Raw genomic sequence first — 4612 nt, forward strand, 5'->3', positions numbered from 1 at the left:
CTATATATGTAAGCAATTTATCATAATAAAAAGGGGAAAGAATATGAAAAGAAAAATTTTACTTATTTGTCTAATTCTTAGTATGGTATGGATCTCAGCGTGTACTCCTGAAGTAGGAGAAGGTGAGAATGGTAGCTCTGTTCTACCTAATCAGTTGCCGAAGAATGTAGTATTTAAAAATGGTACAATCTATACTTCAAATGGAAAGCAAGACATCGTAGAGGCTGTAGCCGTTAAAGAAGGGAAAATTACATTTGTTGGTTCAAACAAGGATGTAGAGGGATTTATAAATGAAGATACGAAAGTGGTGGATTTACAAGGGCGTTTTATCCTCCCTGGTTTTGTGGACAATCATAATCATATATTTGAAGCGAAATCACCAGCAGCAGGGAATTGTAGTGTCTCACCAGATGCTTCGCTGCAAGAACAACGCTCGTATTTAAAAGCGTGTAAAAAAGATGTAAAAGAAGGGGAATGGATAAGCGGAACTGGATTTAGTTTAGAAGAGCTGTTAAAAGATATGGACGAAAAATCAGAACAACAAACTCCATTACAAGTTCTAAATGAGTTATTTCCTAATAATCCAGTATTAATTATGGAAAGAACCTCTCATTCTGTATGGGTTAACTCGAAAGCATTGGAGTTAGCTGGGATAAATAAAGATACGAAAGATCCGCAAGGCGGAAGAATCATTCGAGATCCAGAGACAGGAGAACCGTTTGGTATTCTTTATGATACAGCTGGAGATATCGTGATGGAAAAAGCATGGAATTCCCAGCCGAATCTGTTTGAAAAAAATTATGAAGGTTTGTTGGACGGATTAGATGAGGTTGCGAAGAATGGTATTACTACAGTCGGTGATGGACGTCTCTATTGGAAGCGAGGCTGGTTAGATGTTTGGAATAAAGTTTATGATGAAAAAAAGCTAACGTCACGAGTAGTACTTCGTCCATGGGTATATCCGAATTTAAATGAAGCAGAACAAATGGAGTATTTCAAAAAAATTAAACGTGATGATTTGTCATCCCGAATGCTTATAAATCAAGTGAAAATGTATAGTGATGGAATTAGTATTAATAGCACAGCTAAAATACTAGAAAAATATAAATTTGAGTGGTTTCAAGGGACTCCATATGGTTTGAACTATATTCCAGAAGAAAAGATGAAGTGGTGGTTGACTGAACTTAATAAAATTGGTTACGGTGCGTTAATCCACGCGATTGGAGACGGCGGGGTAAGAGAAAGTTTAAACGCAATTGAAGCAGCGAAAAAAGAAGGGGCAAATCAGCCTTATACGCTCACGCATGTGGAGATGGTAGAAGATAGTGATATAAAACGTTTTGCTGAGTTAGGTATTAGCGCTGATTTTCAAGTAGGTCATGATTTTGCGGAAGATCCTAAACAAAGCTGGGCAAGTACGTATTTTTCAGATCAACAGATGAAACGAATTATGCCGTTAGGGCGAATTTGGAAAACAGGAGCAAATGTATCGCTTAGTAGTGATTGGGATGTAAATGAACTGAATCCACTTGTGACGATTTCGAATGCATTAAGTATTGATGAGAAAGGCTTATCCGATGTACATGCAGCTATTGATGCTTATACAATTAAGCCAGCCAAAGCATTAGGTCTTGATAACATTACTGGCTCGATTGAAGTAGGGAAATCAGCTGATATGGTATTACTAAATGAAGATATTACGAAAATGAGTGCCGATAAGATTCCGAATGCGAAAGTTTTAGTGACGGTTTTACAAGGAGAAGTAGTGTATCACAAGGAGAAATAGCGAGTAATCTTATTTGGTTGCCACAAGTAAATGAATATATTTCTGTTGACCTTAACACGATGTCAAAGTTTAGACTGAACTTACATTCGAAGAAGGGGTGAACATGTATGAGAAATATGGAAAATAGTTTGTTTTATATGCCTGCTGAGTGGGAAAAACATGAGGGGACATGGCTCCAATGGCCTCATGATAAAACGCATAGAGGTGAAGGTTACAGAGCTAAGTTGGATGATATTTGGATATCGATGGCAAAGGAGCTTCATTATGGAGAAAATGTGCATATTGTTGTATGTGATGAGGAAGAAAAGGTACATGTCCAATCAAAGTTAATTGAAGCGAAAGTAAATATGGATAAAATTGATTTTTTAGTTCAAGAAACCGATGATGTTTGGATAAGAGATAATGGACCAATCTTTGTAAAAGATAAAGAGAGAAACATCTGCCTAACACACTGGGTATTTAATGGTTGGGGGGATAAATACCCGTATGAAAAAGACGCTGTTATTCCAGAGAAAATAAGTGAAATGTATAGCATTCCAAAAGTTAAATCTAGTGTTTGTATAGAAGGTGGAGGAATAGAGATAAATGGAAATGGCACCTTAATGGCGGCAAAAACTTCTATTATAAATGAAAATCGAAATCCTACACTAAGTCAGGAAGAGATTGAAATAGAGTTAACGAAGTATTTGGGAGTAACGAATTTCATATGGATAACTGGTATTCGCGGAGAGGATAATTATGATGAAGATACAGATTACCATATTGATGGGGCAGCGCGTTTTGTAAATGAAAATACAATTCTTTATGAATATGATCCTTTTGGGGAAGGAGAGTCGTACCTTTTGGAGGCGCAGGAAAAGCATTATCAAGAATTGCGACAAGCGAGAAATATAGATGGAAATCCATTTCAGCTCATCCCAGTACCTGTAACAAGAAAAGTGGTAAAAGAGGCAGACTGTAAAGGTTCGTATTTGAACTTTTATATTGGAAATGAAGTTGTATTGGTTCCTATATACGGTGATGAACATGATAAGTTAGGACTTCAAATCATTGAAGGGCAGTTTCCAGGAAGAAGAATTGTTGGGATTCATGTAAATGAATTGTATGCGTATGGTGGCATGATTCACTGTGTGACGCAGCAGCATTTAGAATAAAGTGATTTAAATGAAAGAAGCATGCAGAGCATAACTCTGCATGCGTTTTTCTTATAATGCTGAAAACTCTTCAACAAGTTGAGCAAAACGATTCAACGCACTTTCAATCGGTGCTGGTGTAGTTAAATCAACGCCAGCTTTTTTCAGTAGGTTTAATGGATAGTCAGAACTTCCACCTTTAAGGAATTCAATATAATTTTTCTGGGCATTTGGGTCGCCGCTTAATAATTTATCGGCGATTTGGATTGCAGAGGCGAAGCCCGTTGCGTATTTGTACACGTAAAATGGACGATAGAAATGAGGGATTCTAGACCATCCATATTTTACTTCTTCATCAAACATAAGTGAATCACCGTTATATTCTCTAAATAGCTTTTCATAAATTTCGCTAAAGACTTGGGCATTTAATGGTTTACCTTGCTCGGCCATTTCATGTGTGGTTTTTTCAAATTCTGCAAACATGATTTGTGTAAAGAAGGTACCTTTAAAGCTATCGATAAAGTAGTTAATTAAATGATTACGTACGTTCGTTTCTTTCGCTTCTTTTAATAAATAGTGAATTAATAACACTTCATTTACGGTAGAAGCGACTTCTGCGACAAAAATGGAATAATGTGCAGAAATTCTTGGCTGGTATCCGTGTGAGTAATGCGTATGCATTCCGTGACCACATTCATGAGTAAGGGTGAAAAGGCTATTTAAATCATCGTGATGATTTAAAAGAATGAAAGGATGAACACCGTATACACCAAAATTATAAGCGCCAGAACGTTTTCCTGGTGTTTCTCTCACGTCTATATATCGTTTATCTTTAAAGCTTTTTAATGTTTCGATATATTCTTCACCTAAAGGAGCTAGTGACGCGATCATTATATCAAACGCTTCGTCGTATGGAATGTCTTGTTTTACACCTTTTACTAAATCAACACTCAAGTCGTATTGTCTTAGTTCATCTACATTTAATTTTTCTTTTCTAAGTTCATTATACGTATGTAATGATTGAATGTTTTTTTTCGTCGTGTCGATTAAATTTTCATATACTTCTTTCGGAACCATGTCGCCAAATAATGATTTTTCTAAAGCTGATGGATATTTTCGTAGCTTTGAAACAGTAACATTATTTTTAATAGCTGCGGACAAAGTAGAAGCGATAGAGTTTTTCAACTGAATATATGGCTTGTAATAAGCTTTATAAGCTTCTTTACGTTTCTCACGATTCTCATCTTCTATTAACTTTGAATACATTCCACGTGTTAAGTTTACTTTTTCTCCATCATCAGTAGTCACTTCACCAAAAATTATATCTGCATTATTTAACATGCCAAATGTATGCTGCGGGGAGGAGAGTGCTTCACCCATTTGTGATAAAATTTCTTCTTGGTCTTTATTCAAAACGTGTTTTTTATAGCGGTATAATTCGAATAAGTCTTCTTTATAATGGTGTAAGCCTTCTGTTTCTTCTATGTAAGAATGTAATGTGTTTTCATCTACACTAAGCAAGAATGGGGAAAAGAAAGATTTAGCCGCACTTACTTTCACGTGTAATTGTGATACTTTATCGACAAGGGATTGAGCGTCAGTATCGCGTGTATCAAGATCAGATTGTAGTCTTGCATAAGCGAACATTAAAGATATTATGCTAGATATTTCTTCACTCTTTGTTAAATAAGCT

3 protein-coding genes are annotated in these 4612 nt (G+C 36.0%); 2 read left to right on the top strand and 1 reads right to left on the bottom strand.

All coding sequences use genetic code 11. The features are described 5' to 3' along the window. Positions 1-43 precede the first annotated feature (43 nt). Positions 44-1786 (top strand): amidohydrolase, encoded by a 1743-nt coding sequence (locus tag AB3X48_RS18185; protein WP_016105591.1) that lies wholly within the window; start codon positions 44-46, stop codon positions 1784-1786. A 107-nt stretch (positions 1787-1893) separates the two neighbouring features. Beyond that, positions 1894-2940 carry an agmatine deiminase family protein gene (locus AB3X48_RS18190; protein ID WP_016105590.1) on the top strand — a complete coding sequence of 349 codons (1047 nt, stop codon included), beginning with the start codon at positions 1894-1896 and terminating at the stop codon, positions 2938-2940. A 51-nt stretch (positions 2941-2991) separates the two neighbouring features. Here the strand turns inward: AB3X48_RS18190 and pepF are convergent. Next, positions 2992-4612, bottom strand: a 1621-nt coding sequence (pepF, locus tag AB3X48_RS18195) for an oligoendopeptidase F (protein WP_367959784.1), incomplete at its 5' end; no start/stop codon positions are given.

Origin of the sequence: Bacillus sp. S4 (assembly GCF_040838205.1) — a bacterium.
Taxonomy (GTDB): domain Bacteria; phylum Bacillota; class Bacilli; order Bacillales; family Bacillaceae_G; genus Bacillus_A; species Bacillus_A cereus_U.